A 19,089-nucleotide genomic window follows, 5' to 3' on the forward strand; every position below is an offset into this window, starting at 1 on the left:
CGGGGTCACCCGGCTCGGCGGAAGATCGTGATGGAGTGGCCGACCTCGTCGATCGGACGGCTGGTCTCGATCAGCTCGCGCAACTGCCGGCCGGGCCGGTCGATCCGCGAGTCCGACACCACCAGCAGCCCGCGGACCCGCTCCGGTGGGACGGCCAGCGGGTTGCCGGCGGTGATCCCGTACGCGGCCGGGACGCCGCTGCCCTTGTAGACCAGCCATACCGGCTCGCCGGGGTACTTCTCGCGCAGCCGGTCCGCCAGCCGCCCCAGGTCCTGCCCCCAGTCGACGTTCGAGTCGTGCAGCCGCAGGTAGGTCTTCGCCGGGCCGCCGAACGCCTCGTTGGAGTACGGCAGGTAGTACGGGAACGTCCGCAGCGAGCTGGCCGCCACGAACACCACGAGCGCAGCCGCGGCGGCCGGGGCCCAGCGCGGACGGCGCACCGTCACCACGGTCGCCGCCGCGACCGCCAGGAACAGCGGCAGGAACACCGCGTACCGGGTGCCGAAGTCGCGGGCGCCGGTCATCGCGGACAGCAGCAGCACCCCGGCCGGGAGCAGCACGTACGCGGCGGCCGGCCGCAGCCGACGGGTCGCCACCATCCGCAGCGCCCCGGCCGCCCACAGCGCCAGCATGCCCAGCGGCGTCTTCACCAGTAGCGCCGCGGGCAGGTAGTACCAGAGCGCACCGCGGTACTGCCGCCCGAACAGGAACCCCCGGTACGTGTCGTCCTCGAAGCCGAACTGGATGCGCATCCCGTCCCGGTACGCCGCCGGCACCGGCAGCCAGTCCGCGACCAGCCCGCGCAGGCCGCCGATGGCCGGCACGTCCGGCGGCGTCACCCAGCGCAGCCTGGGATCCACGGCCAGGTAGCTCACCCACACCACCGCGACCGCGCAGACCGCCACCACGGCCGCGGCCGCGGCGGCGCGCCGCACCTTCCGCCGCCGATCCCCGCTGGTCCGGTCCTCACCGGCCTGGTCCACGCTGCTGCGGCCCGGGCCGCGCTCGGCCGCGGCGTCCGGTCCGCGGCGGGTCGCGGGCCAGGCGGACATTGCGGCCAGCGCCAGCATCACCGGCACGGCCGCGAGCGCGCTCATCTTGGTGGCCAACGCCGCACCGAGGGCCAGCCCGGCCAGCGGCAGGTACCGGCGCGGGCGGCCCCGGGCCCGCCACAACAGCCACGCCGAGGTGAGCAGGAAGCCCGCGACGGGGACGTCCAGGGTGGCCAGCGCGCCGTGCGCGATGACGTCGGGGGAGAAGGCGTACAGGGCGAGCGCCAGCAGCCCGCCCCACCGGCCCGCCAGGTCGGCGGCGAACGCCAGCACCACGAGGCCGAACAGCAGGGTCAGGGCGATCACCGGCAGGCGGGCCAGCAGCATCAGCCGGTACGGGTCGTTGCCGGAGGCGTACAGCAGGGTGCGCCCGAGGTCCTCCTGGGTGTCGCGTGCCGTGGGCGCTGCCAGTCGCGGGTGGGCGAAGGCCAGCGGAGCGCCGATCAGGAGCTTGGCGAGCGGCGGGTGTTCGGGGTTGTACCGCAGGCTGTGCTGCTGCTGGTAGACGACCGCGGTCCCGACGTACACCGGCTCGTCGATCGTGGGGGTCTGCTGCACCGCCGTGGTGAGCATGGCGACCGCCATCTGGGCCAGCAGGGCCATCGCCGCCAGCAGGAACGGCCACCGCCGTCGCCGGACGCCGCCCGTCGTGGGGGGCGCGTCGGCCGGGTGGTCGAGGGTCGTCTGCTGGGTCATCGTCCGCGGGGTCGCTCGGGTCGGCTGGGGGCCGGGCCGCGCCGGATGCGTGGACCGTCCCGGGTGACGGTACCCGGACCCGGCCAGGGCGAACCGGGGCCGGTCGACGACAAACCCGGGCGGTCCGGGACGAACTCGGGCGGTCTCAGCCCAGGGACAGCAGCTCCACCGGGCGTTCCGGCCGCCAGGTGGCCGGGACGACGGCGAGCGCGTCGGCCTGTGCCGCGTCGCCCAGATGCCACGGCGGGGCCGTGGCGTGGCCCAGCACGTACGGACCCTGCTGGACGACCGGGAGCAGCCGGGTGGCGCGCGGGTCGGCGCGGACGTCGCCCATGAGCATCGCCTGCGCCGCGGGAGCGGCCGGCCGTCCGGCGAGGCCGCCGAGCAGCGGTTCCAGCAGGGTGAGTGCCGCGACCAGCGCCGCGTAGGGATCTCCGGGCAGCCCGACCAGCCAGCGGTCGCCGAACTGGGCGAGGACCTGCCGCTCGGCCGGTCGGCAGGCCACCCCGTCGACGTGTACGCACGCGCCGAGCAGCCGCAGCGATCGGTGCAGCCCATCGGCGGGCCCGGCCGACGACGCGCCGCACACCACGGTGACCTCGGCGTCGTGGACCGCCGCGGCGATGGCTGCGGTTACGGCCGTGGCGGGCTGGTCGGGGACGTACCGGGGCGGATCGACCTCGGCCCCCCAGCCACGCAGCATCGGCGCGAGCATCGGCGCGACCGCGTCGCGCACGGCGCCGGGTGGGGGAGTGCCCGCGGCGACGATCTCGTCCCCGGTGACCAGCAGGCGCACCGAGGGGCGGCGGCGCACCGTCACCGTGTCCAGGCCGACCGCGGCGGCCAGGCCGAGGGCGGCGGGGGTGAGCAGGGCGCCGCTGGGCAGTACCGGGTCGCCGGCCGCGACGTACTCGCCGGTGCCGCGGATGTGCCGGCGGGCCGCGACGCTGGCGGTGCAGACCAGGTCACCGTCGCGCTGCGCCTCCTCGTACGGGACCACGCGGTGGGTGCCCGCGGGGATCGCGGCGCCCGCGGCGATCTCCACGGCCTCTCCGGCGGCGACCGCGGCGGGGCCACCGTGCCCGGCCAGGGCCCGGCCCACCACGCGCCACGGTGCGATGCCGCGGACCGCGTAGCCGTCCACCGCGGCATCGTCGGTGCCCGGCAGGCTGGCCGTGGCGACCACCGCGGCGGCGAGGGTACGGCCCGCCGCGGCGTCCAGCGGGATCCGTTCCGGGGCCAGCGCCGTGGGCAGCCGCCGCGCCAGCGCACGGGCCTGCGCCCACGGCGTCAGCGCCGGGGCGCTGCGGCGCAGCCGCCGGGCTTTGGGCGCCCGGGCGGTCCCGGCGGTCATCGGTGGTCGGCGCTGCGGCGCCGGCGCTCGGATGTCCTCATGGAAGTGACCTTCGACGTACGGCACGCCACGGCCGTGGCGCGGACGGGAGGGAACCCCCAGAGTCAGGCTCGCGCCCGGGGCCGGAAGGTCAGTAGGGACCTTCGGCCCCTTCGCGGTGCGCCGGGCCGGTCGGTGCCGCGGCGGTCGTCGGCGAGGTCTCGGGTGCGGACGGGGTGGTGGGCGGGAGGTACCAGGGCGGCAGGCCGGTGCCGGTCAGGCGCAGGCGACCCCACGGGTCCGGCTCGCCCAGGCGGACGGCGACCGCCGGGCCCGCCCCGATCAGCAGGGTGCCGTCGCGCAGCCCGGAGCGGAACAGGGCGTGCAGGTCGTCGCCCGCGCCGGCCCGGCCGGCCCACCGGTAGCGGCCCTCGACGGGCTCGAAGCGGGCGGACAGCCGTACTGTCACCGGGGTGTCCCGGCCGTCGAGGCGCAGCACCGCGACGCCCGCATACCGCTCGTCCACGCCGGACAGCTCGCCGAGGTCGGTCATCGCCCGGTCACCGCCAGCCCGCCCGGCAGGTCGGCGGCCGCCTTGATGCCGGAGACGCCGCTCCAGAGCAGCGTCGTGAGGTAGTCGCTGAGCGCCGCCCGGCTGATCGGTTTCTGCCGCCGCAGCCACCAGTCGGCGGTGGTCTGCACGTAGCCGACCACCCCGTACGCCCAGGGCAGGGCGGGGCCGGTGTCGAGGCCCAGGGCGCGCAGCCGGTCGCCGAGGATGCTGGCCAGGCCGCTGGCCACGGTGTCGATGACCTCGGCGACGACGTCGCGGGCGCGGGCGATGCCGGGCTGGTGCACGACGAACAGATAGAGATGCGGGTCGGCCTCGATGTGCGTCAGGTAGGCGTCGATCGCGGCGTGGATGACGTCGCGCTCCTCGCGGACCGCGGCCACGGCGGGCCCGATGGCGGCGATCGCGAACGCGGCACCCTGCTGGCCCACGGCCTGCCACAGCTGCGACTTGTCCGCGAAGTAGCGGTAGAGCACGGGCTTGCTCACGCCCGCGTGGGCGGCGATCGTGTCCATTCCGATCTCGGGACCGAGCTCCCGGATGGCCTCGATGGCGGCGGCGGTCAGCTCGGCCCGGCGCTGCTCACGGTGGTCGGCCCAGCGACCCCGGCGGCCGTCCGGGCCGGTGTTGACGGAGGCATCGACCGAGTTCATAGTACTAGAAGTAACTGTTACTTCGGGTAACGTCAACCCCCGACCCCGGAGGCTCGTCATGGTGACCCCGCCCCCCGCCCGCGACGTGACCGCCACCCGCCTGTTGCGCTCGTCCCCGCCGCACACGTACGACCCCGACGTGGAGATCGACTGGGATGCCCCGCTGGCGCCCGACCGCTACTTCGTCCCCCCGCACCGCTGCAGCCTCTACGGCACCCCGCTGTGGGAGTCGCTGACCGAGGCGCAGCGGATCACCCTGACCCGACACGAGGTGGCCAGCGTGGCCAGTCTCGGCATCTGGTTCGAGACGATCCTCATGCAGCTGCTGCTGCGTGACTACTACCGCCAGGACCCCACCCGGTCACACGCCCAGTACGCGCTGACCGAGGTCGCCGACGAGTGCCGGCACTCGGTGATGTTCGGCCGGATGCTGTCGAAGCTGGGCTGCCCGGCGTACCGGGTCGGCATGCTCGACGACCTGCTGGGCCGCTGGCTGGCGGCGACCGCGGCCGGGCCCCGGATGTTCGCGGCGATCCTCATCGCCGAGGAGGTCCTCGACGCGCTGCAACGGGAGTCCGCCGCGGACGAGTCGCTGCAGCCGCTGATCCGCATGGTGTCGCGCATCCACGTCATCGAGGAGGCCCGCCACGTCCGGTACGCCCGCGAGGAGCTGGCCCGCCAGGTCCGGACCGCCGGGCGGTCCCGGCTGGCGTACGACCGGATGATCATCGCGCGGGCGGCGTACCTGACCGGGACGCGGATGGTGGCGCCGGAGGTGTACCGCAGCGTCGGGATCTCGCCCGAGGTCGGCCGGCGGGCGGCCCGCACCAATCCGCACCATCTGGCGACGCTGCGCTGGGCCGGCCAGCGGGTCGTCTCCTATCTGGACGAACTCGGCCTCATCGGTGGCCCGGGTGTCGCCCTGTGGCGCCGCTCCGGCCTGATCTGACCGTACGGGCAGGCCCGCCCGGATGGCGGGCGGCCCGGGCTCAGGCGGCCTGCGAGCGGGCGCTCAGGCCCGGCAGCAGGGTCAGGCCCGCGACGAACGGACCGGCCACCATCGCCAGGTACGCCAGCAGCACCACCGGGCCGACCGACGTGGCCAGCAGCATTCCCGCGAGCAGCAGCAACATCCCGCACACCGAGGGAGTGGCGGCCAGCACCCAGGCCGCCGCCTTCTGCGCGGGCGACCACCGCGGTGACCCGCTGACCAGCGCCATCCCGGCCAGCGGCGCGACCACCGGGAGGAACACGGCACCGATGCTGAGCAGGGTGACCGCCACGTAGTCGGTGGTCGTGCCGACGGCGGCAGCGGTGGCCGGGACGGGCCGCAGCGCGGGTAGTCGAAGGTGGGGAGGCATCCGTCCCCGGCGCACGGCGGCGGCCAGGTCCTCGGGCGGCCCCAGCCGCCGGATGATCCGTTCGGGGTCCTCGCCACCGGCGGCCCGCCGCCGCGCGACGTAGTCGGCCACCGTGGTCATCAGCTCGTCGCGCAGCTCCGGCGTGAGGTCCTCAGTCTCGGCCCAGAGCGCCGCGAGGTAGTCCAGGACCAGGACGTCGGTGTGCGCCAGCGGTGCCGTGTCCGCCATCGTTGTCCCCCAGGGTGTCGGTGCGTGGTGGCGTCTCCCAGCCTGCTGGCGCCGGGCTCGGCCGGGTATCTGGCGCTCGGCGGGTTGCCGGGCGACCGGCTCCACCTTTCGGCGGACCCACCGCGAGACCGCCCACGGAACCCCGCGTCGGGCACCCCCTGGTGGTGAGCTGGTGGGTTTGCCCGGCACGGTGCGCGCCGGTGGGCGACGCTGTTGGCGTGGTGGCGCAGGGCAGCGGGCGGCATCCGGAGAGCTGGTGGGCGCAGTTCCCGGACGCGTCCGAGCGCTTCGACACCGCGTCCGCGGTCGACGGGCTCGGCGAACTGATCCTGCCGCACATCCCGTCGCCGCTGCTGCGCCGCGAGGCGGAGATCGCCACGGACATCGTGGTGCGGCGGCTGGTGCGGCCGAACAGTCCGGAGGCGGCCGAGCGGGCGGACACCGCGCTGAGCCGATTCGGCGCGACCCTGGACCGTCTCGCCGAGCGCTCGACCGGCACGGGCTCGATCGCCGAGGCGCTGGCCCTGCGCGAGGCGCTGCAGGGCCGGTGCCCGGCCGCGGCGGCCGCCTGCGAACCGTACGTCGGCACCGGCAAGCTGGCGAAGGTGTTCCTCGCCGCGCTGAGGTTGGAATACTTCGACATCCCGCTGGCCCTGCGGCTGCTCAACGGCGGTCAGGAACCCGCCCAGGCGGTGCGGTCGGGTCGGCTCATCGGCCGGTACAGCTGGTGGCCCGCGTGGCTGCTGAATGTCGTCACGGAACGGGCGCTGGCCGGCACCCTCGACGAGGAGACCATCATCGCGCTGGACACCTGCGCGTACGCATCGCTGAGCCCCGCTCAGGCCCGGCTGGCGCGCCACCTGCTCGCCGGGGATCCCCGCCTGATCGGTACGGCCGTACAGCGGCTGGAGGTGCTGGGGGAGGCGGACGCGGCGGCGCGGCTGCTCGACGGGGACCTCAAGGCCGTGGCGCTCGCGGCCCGGCTCATGCCGATGTGACGACGCCCTTCGATGTAAGGGCCGGGGGCCCCATGACGGCGAACGAATGGTGAACGACGCCGCCCATCCAGGCTCAATAGTCGCTCTAAGTAACTGAATGACTACACAGAGCAGGTTTTAGGGAAACAATAGGCAAACAAATGCGGAACTCCTTTACATGTGTGGTTCACCCACTGGAAGAACCCTGCCCACGCAGGTCACCATCGCCGCGTGACAACCACATCGGTGATCCTGGCGCTGGTGATCGTCGCCGCGCTCGCGTTCGATTTCACGAACGGGTTCCACGACACCGCCAACGCGATGGCCACCTCCATCGCCACGGGCGCCCTGCGGCCAAAAGTCGCCGTCGCCCTGTCCGGGGTCCTCAATCTGATCGGCGCCTTCCTGTCCGTGGAGGTGGCCCTGACGGTCACCAACGCCGTGGTCAAGATCCAGGGCAAGACCGGCGCCCCGAAGCCCGAGCTGCTCTCCGACGGCGGCACCGCCCTGCTGCTGATCATCCTGGCAGGGCTGGCCGGGGGCATCCTCTGGAATCTGCTGACGTGGTTGCTCGGCCTGCCGTCGAGTTCCTCGCACGCGCTGTTCGGCGGCCTGATCGGCGCCACTGTCGCCGGTCTGGGCTGGGCCGGGGTCAACTGGGCCGGTGACGGCAGCAAGCTCGACGGAGTGATCGGCAAGGTCCTGCTGCCCGCCGTCCTCTCGCCGATGATCGCGGGTGCCGTGGCCGCGGCCGGGACCTGGCTGGTCTACCGCGCCAGTGTCGGCGTGGCGCAGCGGTTCACCGACTCCGGTTTCAAGTGGGGCCAGATCGGCAGCGCCTCGCTGGTCTCCCTGGCGCACGGCACGAACGACGCGCAGAAGACCATGGGGGTCATCACCCTCGCGCTGATCGCGGCGGGGCAGTGGCACGACACCACGAGCATCCCGTTCTGGGTCAAGGTGGCGTGCGCGCTCGCCATCGCTCTCGGTACGTACCTGGGCGGCTGGCGCATCATCCGGACCCTGGGCAAGGGCGTCGTGGAGATCACCCCGCCGCAGGGCATGGCCGCGCAGTCCGCCGCGGCCACCGTCATCCTCGCCTCCAGCCACCTCGGCTTCGCGCTGTCCACCACGCACGTGGCGACCGGGTCCATCATCGGCGGCGGCATCGGCCGGGCCGGTGCGTCGGTGCGCTGGGCCGTGGCCGGGCGGATGGTGGCCGCATGGCTGGTCACCCTGCCCGCAGCCGGTCTGGTCGGTGCCGTGATGTGGTGGATCGGCCACCTGGTCGGCGGCCTCGGCGGTGGCCTGGCCATCTTCACCCTGCTGGTGGCCGGTTCCGCGGCCATGTACCTGCGGTCGCGGCGTACGCCGATCGGCCACCACAACGTCAACGACGAGTGGGAGCCCGCCCCGGCGGCAGCCGCCCCCGTTCCCGCCACCGCGGCGAGCTGAGAAGGACGACGAGATGCACAACCTGGGTTTCGCGCTGGACGGCGCGTGGCGGGTCCTGCTGGCCGGTCTGCTGCTGGGTGCCGGGCTGCCGGCGTTGTTCGCCCTCGGCGTGCGGTCGCTGGCGTGGGGCAGCGGCGGTGATGCCGAGGTGCACGAGACCGGCGTGACCGGGCCCACCCCGCGTCCGGTGGGCACGGTGCTCGGCTGGGCCTGCTTCGGGGTGGTGCTGCTCGCGGTCGCCGTGGGCATCACGTTCATCGTGGCCAGCGGCTTCGGCAAGGCGATCAGCTTCGCGCACGTGTTCCCGGCGATCGTCGACAAGTGAGGTCGTACCGGTCCGCGGCGCCGCCGCGGACCGGTCATCCGCGGGCGCGCAACTTTAAGGGAGCCTGAAGAAATCCGGTGCGGTGAACGGTTATGGGAGCGCTCCCGTAACTATCGGGGAAGCGCGATTCCCCGCACAGGAAGGTTCCTCGCCCTCATGTATACCTCCCGAACGAACGCGCGTCGCTGGCAGATCGCCGGCGTCGCCGCAGTGGCCGTGGCAATGGTCGGTGTGGGCCTCGGTGTGGCCGCCGCCGACGAGACCGGCGCACCCACCGTCAGCTGCCCCAGCATCGCCGACAAACTGCCCGCGGTGCCCGCTCAGGCGCAGGCGGAGATCGCGCGCAATCTGGCGCTGTTGAACACCCAGATCGGCGAGGCGAACCGGCGGCTGGCGACGAGCCAGGGCGAGGGTGGCCCGAACTTCGTGCAGAACGCGATCCTGGGCCCGCTGAAGGACAAGCGGGTCGCGACGATCAACCGGATGGCCACCGCGATCGGGCGTAACGCGCCGCGCCCGCAGCTCGACGTGCAGGGCCTGGCCACGTGCTCGCTGAACCGGGGCGGCGGCGCCTCCGCCGCCGAGCCCACCGCCGTGGCCACCCAGGCGCCGGGCACGGTCGCCGCCCGTACCGTGAACTGCCCGCGGGTGGCCGGGGCGCTGCCCGCGGTCCCCGCCCAGGCCCGGGACGAGGTGACCCGCAACCTGGCGCTGCTGGACACCCAGATCGGCGAGGCGAACCGGCGGCTGGCCACCAGCGTCGGCGAGGGCGGCCCGAACTTCGTGCGGAACGCGATCCTCGGGCCGCTGGAGGACAAGCGGGTCGCCACCATCAACCGGATCGCCACCGCGATCGGGCGGCACACCGCCCGGCCGAACCTCGACGTGGCGGCCCTCGCCCCGTGCGCCCTCAACAACTGAACCAGGCTGGCGGGCCCCGCCCTCCGCTTGCCCGTCAGCCGAACTGCGGTGTGGTCACCGACCCCGACCACACGCCGCCGAACGTCGCCGCCGTCGCCGCGTCGACTTCATAGCGGCACCGCAGCACGAGCGGGCCGGTCGGCAACGGTGCACCCCCGTTGACCGGCCGGCCCGCCCAGTGCCGCAGGTCGGCCGTGTGGGTCAGCGAACCCCCGGGCACCAGCCGGGCCCGCTCGACCGCCGACTCGTCGCGGTCGCCGACGAACCGCAGGGTGCGCGAGGAGCCGAGCAGCACGGTGTACCAGTCCAGGTGGATCTCGCCGACGTCCACGTGACTCAGCACCGTCAGCTCCTGCGGCCCGGCGTTCTGCAGCGTGAACGTCACCGTGTCACCGTCGGCCGCGCCGCCCAGCCGCAGCCCGGCAACGACCGGCGACCACGCCACCTCGCCCACCGCGGCCCCCTCAGCGCTCGTATCCGACCCGTACCTCGTAGTTGGCGTCGTCCATCGACGACTTGTTCTTGACCTGGCCCATGGCCGGGGACCAGCGCATCGACACGATCTTGTCGTCCGCGTCCGGGGTGTCCTCGTCGAACACCTCGATCAGCACCTCCGACGCCAGCGGCAACGTGGTGGTGAACGCCTCCAGCGGCACGAGGAAGTCGTGGCTGTCGCCGTCGTTGAGCTTCTTCACCTTCGTCCGGTACTTCTTCTGGCCGGTGACGCGGGCGTACACCTCGTCGGCCCCGGTCCAGTCCTCGGTGCCGCGCACCTTCACCCAGACCTCGACGTTGCGGTGCGCGAGCTCCCGCTCGTACGCGAGGCGGGTGAAGTCGCGCCGCACCCGGTCCGCACCGGCGGGCAGCCGCGCGACCTCCGCGCGCAGCTCGATCAGCCGCCGCGCCAGGTTGACCGTGTCGAACATGTCGATGTCGTGGGCGATCGGCAGATCGACCGTGTTGTAGACCGTGCCCGTGGCCGGGTCGGTGAAGCTCAGCGCGTTCCACTTCGCGGCCGCGTCGCCGAACGCCTCCGTGGGCGGCCCCTGCCGCACCAACGTGATCGCGGCCGGATCCAGCTTCGCCCGGCCCGCGTCGTCGGTGCGCCAGCCCCATGCCACGCTGCCCAGGTACATCCCCGCCAGCGGCCCGTCGATGGCCAGCGCCGCGACCTCGAAGCTCTGCTGCCACTGCTGGCCCGCGAACGCCGGAGTGCGCCCCGGCGTGTCGTCGAGGACTGCGTCGACCGCCGGGAAGAACGTGCCGTCCGGCTTGCGGCGGTGCGCGCCCGTGGCATTGTTCCCGCCGCTGGCCGCCACGTCGCCCAGGGCCGCCGACACCACCGCCGCGGCGGCACCGGCCGGGGCGACGTTGTACACGCCGTACAGCGGGTTGGTGTTGGGGACGGTGCCGCCGCGGCCGAAGTCCCGCCGGTCGATGCCGCGGCCCACGTCACCCTCGCCGCGCTGCAGGAAATCCGGCATCGTACGGGCATTCGACGGCGTGTTCACGGCGGCGCCGCGGGCGGTCGCGGACAGTGTGCGTACCGTCTGGCTCAGACCGATCTGGGTCGCCTCGACCTGGTCGTTCGCGGTGAAGTGCAGCTCGATGTGCGCGCCGATGGTGCCCGCCTGGTTGACCGGCCGGTACGCCGAGGTGGTCCAGGACCCGCCCGCCGTGGCGACCAGCCGGTGGATCAGCGGCGGCGCCGCGGCGCCCCGGCTCCCGGCCACGGCCGCCCGCTCCGTCGCGTCGCCAGGGGAGCTCACCCCGCCTGGCCGCCCCGGCAGGCTCATCCCTTCCTGCTGCACCACGTGCGCCACCTCGTGCGCGACGACCTCGGGAGTGGGGCGTGCATCCGCGAACGCAATTCGGCTGCCGTACGTCGCGGCCTGCGCGCCCAGCGCGGTCAGCCCGGCGCCGGCCGCCTCCCCACCCAGGTACGCGTCGACATGCCCCAGGTCGCGCCCGAACCGTGCCTCCATCCGCTCCCGGTACGGCACCGCCGCGGCATTGCCTGATGTCGCCAGTGTGAACGCGTCGGCGGGGGTCATCGTCCGGTCCCGGTGTGCCGCGACGACCGGGGCCGCCATGTCGCGGAGCAGTCGGTGGATCGCCGCGTTGCCCGCGACCAGCGCGGTCTCCAGCGACACCCGGCCGGGGGGTAGCCGCCCCGGGGGCAACCGGCCGGGCAGCGGCGACCGCGTCGGCGAGGGCGCGGGCGGGCGGGGCACCGGCACGACCGCCTCGTCGCTGTCCAGCCGTGGCTCCAGCCTGGCCCGCATCGCCATCACCCGCTCTCGCCCGCTTGTCTCACGGTAACCAGCACAGGCCCGCCACGACAGGTGCTCGGACCGCGCGCCAGGTGGAAGGCGGCAGCCGACCTTGGCCGGTCGCGCGACGAAAGAAGCTGACCGGACTCGCTGCCTGCCGTCCGCCGAGTGGCCCGCGCCACTGTGACGCCCGTTATGCCAGGCGCAAACCCGATGACAACCGTAAAAGCCTGACGTTTGGTCCGCCGTCGGCCGATCGTTGGGTCCGGGACGCCGCGGGCGGCGTTTCCATCGTCAATGCGTCCGGCGCGTCAGGTCCGGCGCCGTGGTGTCACACAGTGATGGGGAGGGTGTCGTTCCGATCATGGCCGCGACGCGACAATGGATTGCCGACCGCAGTGTGCGGGCGAAGGTGAGTATGGCCGTGGCAGTGATCGCCGCGGTCGCGGCCGGTGTCGGCGTGCTGTCCGTGCAGAGCATCCGGGATGTCAACGGCCGGCTGGAGGCGCTCAACGCGCGCACCGTGCCGCAGCTGGAGGCCCTCAGCGACATCCGGGGCGCGCAGGCGCAGATCAACGACGGCGCTGCCAAGTCCTTCGTCGCCGGGGGCGACTCCACTCAGGCCGCCGCCGCCAAGCAGCAGCTGGCCGCCGGCGAGGCCGCGATGAACCAGGCGATCGCCCGGCTACAGGCCTCCGTGAGTGACGCGGACGCGCGCGCCAAGACCGCCGAGCTCACCGCCGACTGGAAGACCTTCGACGCCGGCATGCGGGTGTCGCTACTGGGCGAAACCGCGTCCGCGGGCCCGCAGGTGTCCAACACGGAGCTGGGCGGGCTGGCCAAGAGAATCAACGACCTCACCGCGCAGCTGGCCGCCGACGCGCACGCGCAGTCCCAGTCGGCGGCGGCCGAGGTACGCGCCGCCTACCGCCGCGCCGTGGGCGAGATCCTCGGGCTGCTGGTGATCGGGCTGGTGAGCGGGCTGCTCGTCGCCGAGGCGGTCACCCGCGCCATCAAGCGCCGCGTGGGCGCAGTCGGGCGGATCGTTCGCGCGATGGCGGACGGTGACCTGACCCAGTCCGTGCCGGTGACCTCCCGCGACGAGCTCGGGGTGATGTCCGGCGACGTCAACCGAGCCCTCGCCGAGGTGCGCAGAACCGTGGCGACCATGGCCGCCAGCGCTGACACCCTCGCCGCCGGTTCGGCGCAGTTGTCGACCAGCAGCGATCACGTCGTCGCCAGCGCCGAGCAGGCCAGCGGCCTCGCATTGGGTGCCGCCGCCACCGCCGACCAGCTCTCGGCCAACGTCAATACCGTGGCGAGCGCATCCCACGAGATGAGCGCCTCGATCGGGGAGATCGCCCGCAACGCCGGTGACGGCGCGGCCATCGCCTCCCGCGCGGTCGAGGTCGCCACCGACACCAACGACGTCATCACCAGGCTGGGCGAGTCCTCCGCCGAAATCGGCAACGTCATCAGGGTGATCACCGCCATCGCCGAGCAGACCAACCTTCTCGCCCTCAACGCCACCATCGAGGCCGCCCGCGCCGGCGACGCCGGCAAGGGATTCGCGGTCGTCGCCGGTGAGGTCAAGGACCTCGCCCAGGAGACGGCCCGGGCCACCGACGACATCGCCCGGCGCATCGCCGCGATCCAGACCGACACCCAGGGTGCCGTCGCCGCAATCGCCGAGATCGGCACCATCATCTCGAGGATCAACGAATACCAGGGGTTGATCTCCACCGCGGTCGACGAGCAGACCGCGACCACCAACGAGATGAACCGGAACGTGACCGAGGCCGCCACGGGCAGCACCGATATCGCCCGCACCATCGCCGAGGCGGCCCGCGCCGCCGAAAACGCCACCGCAGGAATCGCCGACAGCCGCCAGGCCGCCGCCAATCTGGCCGCCATCTCCGCGGAGTTCCGTCAGATGGTCAGCCGATTCCGGTACTAGCGAGACGCTCGAGTCGTCCTCGATCGAGTTCCCCTTTGGCAATCACGGTGTACACCGAGTGGGATGGTCGGATTGTGATCGACCATGCCGGACCGACGCCGTTGTACGTGCAGGTGGCGGATGCTGTCCAAGCGCGTATCGAGGCTGGTGATCTCCTCCCGAACCGACCGATTCCTTCGGAGAACCAGCTGGTGCAGGAGTACGGCGTCGCGCGCGGAACGGCACGCAAGTCGATTCAGCTGCTCCGCGAGCGTGGGCTGGTGGTGACGGTGGTGGGTCGCGGCACGTACGTCGTCGCCAGGCCCTCGACGCGGGAGAAATAGCTGGCGGTCCAACCCTCGTCCTGTTGCTCGTGCCGATGCCCGGAAACCGGCCGCCGGCCCGGTCTTACGCGGAGGCTTGAGCAGGCTTCCGGCGGCGGCGCACCAGGATCGTGACGACCAGGGTGAACGCCGCGACGCCGAGCAGCAGGAACGCCGACGCGGACAGCGAGACCACCGCCAACGGGCCCCGGTCGACGCGCACCATCAGCGGCGCGGCACCGGCGCAATCGACATGTACGTCGCGTTCCCCGGCGCCGCGGAAACTGCCGACGTAGCGGAACGTCGTACCCACGAAGTCGACGGTCTCCGGCGCCCACCACGGCCGGCCGCCCGGATGGACCGGAACGCAGTCCTGCGCCGGGCCGTCCCCCGCCTGGTAGACCAGATAGCGGCCGCCGCGCTCGGTCAGCACGCTCACGTTGCCGTAGACCCGGTCGCTGCCCACCCGTGGGGCGTCATCCGTGCCGGCCGTCGCCGCACCGAACGCCACCACGGCGGTAGCCAGCACGACGACGCCGACGAGCAGCATCGCCGGAGCGGCCAGCAGCCACCACGCCGACGGCCGGGCCGCCGGAGCTGCCGCCGATCGCCGCCGGCGGCCCACGAGTACGGCCACCAGCGCGGCCACGGCCAGCAGCAGCGCCGCGCCGACCCCACCCAGGAGGACCGACAACGGACCACGACCCTCGGCGAGTACGAACCGCTGGTCGGGTCCGCAGGTGACCCCGGTGAACTCGGAGCGGTCGCTGCGGAGCCGGCCGAAGAACGGCAGCTTCGGGCTGCCGTCCACCGACGCCGTGGCGGCGAACATCGGGGCGTCCGCGGAGCGGCGTACCGTCAAGTCCCGCTGGAACTGGTCGCTGCCGATGGTGCAGTGCAGCTCGTCCGCGCCGGGCGCATCGGCGTAGATCGGGTATTCGCGGCCCTCGACCAGATCGGTGACCGCCATGCCGCTGACACCCGTGGCGTTCGGCCGGGTGTGCCGCTGCAGCACCCAGCCGTTGAGGCCGCCGCAGCAGCTCAGCACGGCCAGCCCAGCCAGCAGCCAGACCAGCCAGGCGCGGCGGCGGGCCGTCGGTGCGACAGTCGGGGGAACGGGCTGACCGGAGGCAATCACGGCGGACACTATGCCGCAGAGGCCGCCGCGCTGTCCGCCCCGGGCGGCACGTTGTCCCGCGACAGCGGAGACCCGGCAGGTCGCCGGCGCGGCGCCGCAGTGGCGGTCGGGCGAGCTGGATGAGCAGGTTGCGGCGATCAGATTCGCCCAGTCCCACCACCGGGCCCTCCCGGTGATATCGTGATATCGCGCGACGCCTTCGGAGGTGATTGATGCCCAACATTCTCATTCGTGATCTGAGTCAGGAAGCGGTCGAGCGCATCGACGCCGAGGCCGCCAACCTTGGCCTGTCGCGCAACGAGTATCTGCGCCGCAAGTTGGAGGAGGGCGCCGGTCCCGTCGGCGAACGGACGGTCACCGCCGAGGACTGGCAGCGGTCCGCGGAGGTCTTCGCGGACCTCGGCGACCCCACCGTGATGGACACCGCATGGCGGTGAGGGGCTGGTTGATCGACAAGTCCGCGTACGTACGGCTCCAGCTCGGTCAAGCGGCGAACCGCGAAGAGTGGAGTGCACGGATCAGCCGGGGGCTTGTCCGGCTCTCCACCGTCACGCGGCTCGAACTCGGCTACTCGGCACGCTCCGGAGACACGGGGCGCCGACAGTTCGCCTCTCCACCGCTGTCCTTGATGCCAGTCGAGCACCTGACACCTGCCATCGAGGACAGGGCCTTTCAGGTGCAGATGCTCTTGGCCGACCGCGGCCAGCACCGTGCCCCGTCCATCCCTGACCTGTTGATCGCGGCGACCGCGGAGAAGGCGGCGCTCACCGTCCTCGCCGCCGACAAGGACTTCGAGCTCATCGCCGCCATCACGGGCCAGCCAGTCGAAACCCTGGATGGCTAGCCGGGATCGGACGCTTCCGTGGTCAGAGGCGCAGTTGGGGCCAGTCCAGCAGTCCGGCGCCGAGGTCGCGGATCGTGGCCAGCAGGCCGAGGCGGGCCGCCCGCAGCGCCGGGTCCTCGGCCATCACGAACACGTCCGTGAAGAACGTGTCCACGGGCGCGACCAGCCGCCCCGCGACGCGGGTGAAACCGGTCAGGTCTGGATCCGGGCCCAGCTCGCTGCGGACCGCCACGACCGCCTCGTGCAGGGCGACCTCGGCCGGTTCCGTCAGCGCGCCGGGATCGTAGGCGGCAGCGGTGCCGTCCGGCACGATGCGCCGGGCCCGCTGGATCGCCGCGGCGACACCCCGGAACGACTCGTCATCGGCGAGCGTGGCCAGTTCGGACAGCAGGTGGTCGGCGCGGGACGGGCGGTCGGCGTGCGGCAGCACCGCGCGGATCCGGTCGACCGGATGCCCCTCCTCGGTCAGCACCTGTTCGAGGCGGCGGGCCAGGAAGTCCGCGACGTCGCGGCGGACCGGATCGGGGACCTCGACGGGCTGGAGTGTCGCCGCCTCGGCCAGCCCAACGGTGAGGCTCAAGGCGCCCAGCGCCGGGTGGGCGCGGTGCACCGCGAGGGCGCCGAGGGCGGCGCGGCGTACCGCGAACGGGTCGCTGCTGCCGGTGGGCAGGCCCACGGTGGCGGCCAGACCGGCCAGCAGGTCGAGCCGGTCGGCCAGCGACAGCAGCGCGCCCGGCAGGGTACGCGGCGGCGCGTCGCCCGCGTGGCGGGGCAGCTCCACTTCGTACAGTGCGGTGGCGACGTCGCGGGGTTCCCCGGCGTGCCGGGCGTAGTCGCGGGCCATCTCGCCGGCCAGGCTGGTCATCTCCGTGACCAGCTGGGCGCCCAGGTCGAACTTGACCAGTGGGGCGGCCCGGCGCAGGGTGGCCGCGTCCGCGGGGGACAGCCCGAGCGGGGCGGCGAGTGCGGCGGCCAGGGCGGCGATCCGGTCCGCGCGGTCGGCCATCGAGCCGAGCCGGTCCGTGAACGTCAGCCGGGCCAGCCGTGCCCGCAGCGTGGCCGGGTCGGCGCGCCGGTCCGCGGCGTAGAAGAACGCGGCGTCGGCGAACCGGGCCCGCAGCACGGCCTCGTTACCCGCGCGCACCCGGTCCACGTCGACCGGGCCGTTGGCCACGGTCACGAACCGGGGCAGCAGGACACCGTCGGGGTCCCGCACCGGCAGGTACCGCTGGTGCTTGCGCATCACCGTGGTGAGCACGGCCTCGGGCAGCTCGAGGTGGGCCTCGTCGAACGCGCCGAGCAGCGGTGTCGGCTGCTCCACCAGGTAGGTGATCTGGTCGATGAGGTTGCCCTCCGCGGTCACGTCGACGCGGCCGTCCGGGTAGACGAGGTCCTGCGCGCCGGTCACCACGAGGTCGCGACGGTCCTCGGCGTCCGCGACGATGCCGTTGACCGCGATCAGCTCGGCGAACTCCTCGGCCGTGGGCACCGCCACGACCGGTTCGGCGGCGGTGCGCAGCAGGCGGGTGTGCCGTCCCGCGGTCAGCGCCGACACCGTGACCGGCACGACCTGCTCACCCCAGAGGGCCAGCAGCCAGCGGATCGGCCGGGTGAAGGACAGCTGGGGATCGTTCCACCGCATGTTGCGGGCGCCGCGCAGCCCGGTGACCACGGGCGCCAGCGCGGTGGCCAGCACGGTGGGTGCCGCGCCACCGGCGTCGTCGCGCCGCACCACCACATGGGGTACGCCGTTGACCTCCGCGGTCTCCACGGCCTCGGTCGCGACACCCTGGGCGCGGGCGAAACCGGCCAGCGCCGCGGTCGGCGTGCCCGCGGCGTCGTACGCCGCCGAAGCGCGGGGACCGCGGACCGTGACGACCTGGTCCGGTTCGCGGGCGGCCACGTCGGCCACGGTCGCGATCAGGCGCCGTGGTGTCGCCGCCACCCGCACCTCGCCGTGGGTGAGCCGGGTCGCGGCCAGCCGCTCGGCGACCGCGCGGCGCAGGTACGCGCAGGCGGCGCGCGCCTCGGCGGGCGGCATCTCCTCGGTGCCGATCTCGAAGACCAGCGTCCGCGCCCGGTTGTCGGTCAGCTCCGGAACCGGCGACGGCGACGCGGGTGCCCGGGGCGCCGACACCCCGAGCGGGTGGTCCAGTGCCGCGCGGCGGGCGACCCAGAGCCGGGCGACGTCGCCGGCCAGGCGCCGCATCCGGGCGAACTCGGCCGCCCGGTCCGCAGTGGACACCGCGCCGCGGGCGTCGAGCACGTTGAAGGCGTGCGAGGACTTGAGTACGTACGTGTGGGCGGGCACCGGCAGTCCAGCGTCGACCATCCGCTGCGCCTCGGCGGCGTACTCGTCGAGCAGCCGCCGGTTGGCCGCCACGTCGGCATCGTCCAGGTAGTACCGCGACATCTCGTACTCGGCCTGGCCGAACGCCTCGCCGTAGCTGATGCCGGGCGCGTACGTGATGTCCTTGAAGTGCCGCACCTCCTGCAGCGCCATCAGGATCCGCTCGATGCCGTAGGTGATCTCCACCGACACCGGGTCGAGGTCCAGCCCGCCGGCCTGCTGGAAGTAGGTGAACTGGGTGATCTCCAGGCCGTCGAGCCACACCTCCCAGCCCAGGCCCCAGGCGCCCAGCGCGGGTGAGGCCCAGTTGTCCTCGACGAAACGCACGTCGTGGGCGGCGACGTCGATACCGAGGGCGGCGAGGCTGCCGAGGTACAGCTCCTGTGCGTCGCCCGGGTCCGGCTTGAGGATCACCTGGAGCTGGGTGTGGGTCTGCAGGCGGTTCGGGTTCTCGCCGTAGCGGGAGTCGTCGGGACGCACGGACGGCTCCACGTACGCGACCCGCCACGGCTCCGGGCCGAGCACCCGCAGGAACGTGGCCGGGTTCAGCGTCCCGGCGCCGACCTCGGTGTTCATCGGCTGGACGGTCAGGCAGCCCTGCCGCGTCCAGTACTCGATCAACCGTTGGAGGGCCTCCTGCATGGTGAGCATGG

Annotated in this window: 18 protein-coding genes; 9 read left to right on the top strand and 9 right to left on the bottom strand. The window is 73.4% G+C overall.

Annotated features, from left to right (window positions below; all coding sequences use genetic code 11):
- Nucleotides 1-5: 5 nt before the first annotated feature.
- The 4 genes from ACMCNO_RS15230 to ACMCNO_RS15245 all read right to left on the bottom strand — a co-directional run bounded on the left by ACMCNO_RS15230 (nucleotide 6) and on the right by ACMCNO_RS15245 (nucleotide 4,305).
- The gene (locus tag ACMCNO_RS15230) at nucleotides 6-1,748 is read right to left on the bottom strand and encodes an ArnT family glycosyltransferase (RefSeq protein WP_412750086.1); all 1,743 of its coding nucleotides are present in this window, start codon (nucleotides 1,746-1,748) and stop codon (nucleotides 6-8) included.
- A gap of 145 nt (nucleotides 1,749-1,893) precedes the next feature.
- Nucleotides 1,894-3,168: a molybdopterin-binding protein gene (locus ACMCNO_RS15235; protein WP_412750087.1), complete on the bottom strand. Its 1,275-nt coding sequence runs from the start codon at nucleotides 3,166-3,168 to the stop codon at nucleotides 1,894-1,896.
- A gap of 64 nt (nucleotides 3,169-3,232) precedes the next feature.
- Complete coding sequence (locus ACMCNO_RS15240; protein WP_412750088.1) at nucleotides 3,233-3,634, bottom strand: DUF4873 domain-containing protein; 402 nt, start codon at nucleotides 3,632-3,634, stop codon at nucleotides 3,233-3,235.
- Entirely contained in the window at nucleotides 3,631-4,305 is a 675-nt protein-coding gene (locus tag ACMCNO_RS15245) for a TetR/AcrR family transcriptional regulator (RefSeq protein WP_412750089.1), read from the bottom strand. Before ACMCNO_RS15245 ends, ACMCNO_RS15240 begins: the two co-directional genes overlap by 4 nt.
- Before the next feature lie 58 nt (nucleotides 4,306-4,363).
- On the opposite strand from ACMCNO_RS15245, the gene ACMCNO_RS15250 reads away from it, so the two are divergent.
- Nucleotides 4,364-5,254 carry an AurF N-oxygenase family protein gene (locus tag ACMCNO_RS15250; RefSeq protein WP_412750090.1) on the top strand — a complete coding sequence of 297 codons (891 nt, stop codon included), beginning with the start codon at nucleotides 4,364-4,366 and terminating at the stop codon, nucleotides 5,252-5,254.
- A gap of 40 nt (nucleotides 5,255-5,294) precedes the next feature.
- On the opposite strand, the gene ACMCNO_RS15255 is transcribed toward ACMCNO_RS15250, so the two are convergent.
- On the bottom strand, nucleotides 5,295-5,894 hold the full coding sequence (locus ACMCNO_RS15255; RefSeq protein WP_412750091.1) for an HAAS signaling domain-containing protein: 600 nt from the start codon (nucleotides 5,892-5,894) through the stop codon (nucleotides 5,295-5,297).
- A 200-nt stretch (nucleotides 5,895-6,094) separates the two neighbouring features.
- On the opposite strand from ACMCNO_RS15255, the gene ACMCNO_RS15260 reads away from it, so the two are divergent.
- The 4 genes from ACMCNO_RS15260 (at nucleotide 6,095) to ACMCNO_RS15275 (ending at nucleotide 9,572) form a co-directional block, all read left to right on the top strand.
- Entirely contained in the window at nucleotides 6,095-6,892 is a 798-nt protein-coding gene (locus ACMCNO_RS15260; RefSeq protein ID WP_412750092.1) for a hypothetical protein, read from the top strand.
- 210 nt (nucleotides 6,893-7,102) lie between these two features.
- Entirely contained in the window at nucleotides 7,103-8,326 is a 1,224-nt protein-coding gene (locus tag ACMCNO_RS15265) for an inorganic phosphate transporter (protein ID WP_412750093.1), read from the top strand.
- A gap of 13 nt (nucleotides 8,327-8,339) precedes the next feature.
- On the top strand, nucleotides 8,340-8,651 hold the full coding sequence (locus ACMCNO_RS15270) for a hypothetical protein (protein ID WP_412750094.1): 312 nt from the start codon (nucleotides 8,340-8,342) through the stop codon (nucleotides 8,649-8,651).
- 156 nt (nucleotides 8,652-8,807) lie between these two features.
- Nucleotides 8,808-9,572: a hypothetical protein gene (locus tag ACMCNO_RS15275; RefSeq protein ID WP_412750095.1), complete on the top strand. Its 765-nt coding sequence runs from the start codon at nucleotides 8,808-8,810 to the stop codon at nucleotides 9,570-9,572.
- Between the two features lie 34 nt (nucleotides 9,573-9,606).
- Here ACMCNO_RS15275 and ACMCNO_RS15280 read toward each other — a convergent pair whose 3' ends face one another.
- Both ACMCNO_RS15280 and ACMCNO_RS15285 read right to left on the bottom strand, forming a co-directional pair.
- The gene (locus ACMCNO_RS15280; RefSeq protein WP_412750096.1) at nucleotides 9,607-10,026 is read right to left on the bottom strand and encodes a hypothetical protein; all 420 of its coding nucleotides are present in this window, start codon (nucleotides 10,024-10,026) and stop codon (nucleotides 9,607-9,609) included.
- A gap of 10 nt (nucleotides 10,027-10,036) precedes the next feature.
- Nucleotides 10,037-11,857 carry a DUF4157 domain-containing protein gene (locus tag ACMCNO_RS15285; RefSeq protein WP_412750097.1) on the bottom strand — a complete coding sequence of 607 codons (1,821 nt, stop codon included), beginning with the start codon at nucleotides 11,855-11,857 and terminating at the stop codon, nucleotides 10,037-10,039.
- A 352-nt stretch (nucleotides 11,858-12,209) separates the two neighbouring features.
- On the opposite strand from ACMCNO_RS15285, the gene ACMCNO_RS15290 reads away from it, so the two are divergent.
- Both ACMCNO_RS15290 and ACMCNO_RS15295 read left to right on the top strand, forming a co-directional pair.
- A complete protein-coding gene (locus ACMCNO_RS15290; RefSeq protein ID WP_412750098.1) occupies nucleotides 12,210-13,802 on the top strand; it encodes a methyl-accepting chemotaxis protein in 1,593 nt (530 codons plus the stop codon).
- Between the two features lie 35 nt (nucleotides 13,803-13,837).
- Entirely contained in the window at nucleotides 13,838-14,125 is a 288-nt protein-coding gene (locus tag ACMCNO_RS15295) for a GntR family transcriptional regulator (RefSeq protein WP_412750099.1), read from the top strand.
- Between the two features lie 64 nt (nucleotides 14,126-14,189).
- On the opposite strand, the gene ACMCNO_RS15300 is transcribed toward ACMCNO_RS15295, so the two are convergent.
- On the bottom strand, nucleotides 14,190-15,242 hold the full coding sequence (locus tag ACMCNO_RS15300) for a hypothetical protein (protein WP_412750100.1): 1,053 nt from the start codon (nucleotides 15,240-15,242) through the stop codon (nucleotides 14,190-14,192).
- Nucleotides 15,243-15,454: 212 nt separating this feature from the next.
- Between ACMCNO_RS15300 and ACMCNO_RS15305 the strand changes: the two genes are divergently transcribed.
- On the top strand, nucleotides 15,455-15,679 hold the full coding sequence (locus ACMCNO_RS15305) for a hypothetical protein (RefSeq protein WP_412750101.1): 225 nt from the start codon (nucleotides 15,455-15,457) through the stop codon (nucleotides 15,677-15,679).
- The gene (locus ACMCNO_RS15310) at nucleotides 15,670-16,086 is read left to right on the top strand and encodes a PIN domain nuclease (RefSeq protein ID WP_412750102.1); all 417 of its coding nucleotides are present in this window, start codon (nucleotides 15,670-15,672) and stop codon (nucleotides 16,084-16,086) included. The genes ACMCNO_RS15305 and ACMCNO_RS15310 overlap by 10 nt, the downstream gene beginning before the upstream one ends.
- A 22-nt stretch (nucleotides 16,087-16,108) precedes the next feature.
- On the opposite strand, the gene ACMCNO_RS15315 is transcribed toward ACMCNO_RS15310, so the two are convergent.
- Nucleotides 16,109-19,087 (bottom strand): glycine--tRNA ligase, encoded by a 2,979-nt coding sequence (locus ACMCNO_RS15315; protein WP_412750103.1) that lies wholly within the window; start codon nucleotides 19,085-19,087, stop codon nucleotides 16,109-16,111.
- Between the last annotated feature and the right edge of the window lie 2 nt (nucleotides 19,088-19,089).

The sequence above is a fragment of the Krasilnikovia sp. M28-CT-15 genome, assembly GCF_047159595.1.
In the GTDB taxonomy this organism is placed as follows: Bacteria; Actinomycetota; Actinomycetes; order Mycobacteriales; family Micromonosporaceae; genus Actinoplanes.

What these genes read in the sequence shown, in the direction of transcription:
- ACMCNO_RS15285 (WP_412750097.1), bottom strand. Translation starts at nt 11,857, where the DNA reads ATGCGGGCCAGGCTGGAGCCACGGCTGGACAGCGACGAGGCGGTCGTG.
- ACMCNO_RS15305 (WP_412750101.1), top strand. Translation starts at nt 15,455, where the DNA reads ATGCCCAACATTCTCATTCGTGATCTGAGTCAGGAAGCGGTCGAGCGC.
- ACMCNO_RS15240 (WP_412750088.1), bottom strand. Translation starts at nt 3,634, where the DNA reads ATGACCGACCTCGGCGAGCTGTCCGGCGTGGACGAGCGGTATGCGGGC.
- ACMCNO_RS15250 (WP_412750090.1), top strand. Translation starts at nt 4,364, where the DNA reads ATGGTGACCCCGCCCCCCGCCCGCGACGTGACCGCCACCCGCCTGTTG.
- ACMCNO_RS15315 (WP_412750103.1), bottom strand. Translation starts at nt 19,087, where the DNA reads ATGCTCACCATGCAGGAGGCCCTCCAACGGTTGATCGAGTACTGGACG.
- ACMCNO_RS15290 (WP_412750098.1), top strand. Translation starts at nt 12,210, where the DNA reads ATGGCCGCGACGCGACAATGGATTGCCGACCGCAGTGTGCGGGCGAAG.
- ACMCNO_RS15255 (WP_412750091.1), bottom strand. Translation starts at nt 5,894, where the DNA reads ATGGCGGACACGGCACCGCTGGCGCACACCGACGTCCTGGTCCTGGAC.
- ACMCNO_RS15230 (WP_412750086.1), bottom strand. Translation starts at nt 1,748, where the DNA reads ATGACCCAGCAGACGACCCTCGACCACCCGGCCGACGCGCCCCCCACG.
- ACMCNO_RS15275 (WP_412750095.1), top strand. Translation starts at nt 8,808, where the DNA reads ATGTATACCTCCCGAACGAACGCGCGTCGCTGGCAGATCGCCGGCGTC.
- ACMCNO_RS15245 (WP_412750089.1), bottom strand. Translation starts at nt 4,305, where the DNA reads ATGAACTCGGTCGATGCCTCCGTCAACACCGGCCCGGACGGCCGCCGG.
- ACMCNO_RS15270 (WP_412750094.1), top strand. Translation starts at nt 8,340, where the DNA reads ATGCACAACCTGGGTTTCGCGCTGGACGGCGCGTGGCGGGTCCTGCTG.
- ACMCNO_RS15310 (WP_412750102.1), top strand. Translation starts at nt 15,670, where the DNA reads ATGGCGGTGAGGGGCTGGTTGATCGACAAGTCCGCGTACGTACGGCTC.